The following is a 533-nucleotide window of genomic DNA, read 5'->3' on the forward strand; positions in this document are numbered from 1 at the left end:
AGAGCTTCAGGCCGACGACCTTGTAGCCCGTGATGACCTTCGCGGTGAAGGTCCGGCTGAAGTACTTGTACTCGAAGTGGCCCTGGTCGCGGTGCCCCCAGTTGTTGCCCTGCCACTTGTTGCCCTGGGCCTGCGCGCTGGCGCTGGGGCTCGGGCTCGCGGACGCGGCGGCGGCCGGAGCCTGGACCTTCGTCCGCCAGTACAGGGTCTTCCCGTCCTTGCTGACGTAGGAGTCCTTCCAGGAACGGTACTCGTTCTTGGAGATCTCCTTGGCCTCGGACGCGCTGGTGCCCGGGGTCCAGGGGCCGTTGCCCGTCAGGTTCCTGCCCTTGTTCCAGGCCTGGAAGTCGGCGACGCTGACCGCCGTCTCCTTGCCGAACCGCGAGAGCTTGTTGACCTCGACGACCTCGAGCTTGGAGTAGCCCGTGGTCTTGTCGGCCTGCAGCTTCCGCTTCGCACGGTAGGCGTCCCACTTGTTGTGGTAGACGCGCGACTCGTACTTGCCGCCGCTGGTGCCACCCTCGGTGGGAACC

At 66.2% G+C, this 533-nt stretch carries 1 protein-coding gene; it reads right to left on the minus strand.

Translation table 11 applies throughout. The features are described from left to right. A partial coding sequence (locus tag HCK04_RS40520; protein ID WP_168066713.1) for a hypothetical protein occupies positions 1–533 on the minus strand: 533 nt, incomplete at both ends.

The organism is Microbispora sp. CL1-1 (assembly GCF_012034195.1).
Classification (GTDB): Bacteria; Actinomycetota; Actinomycetes; order Streptosporangiales; family Streptosporangiaceae; genus Microbispora.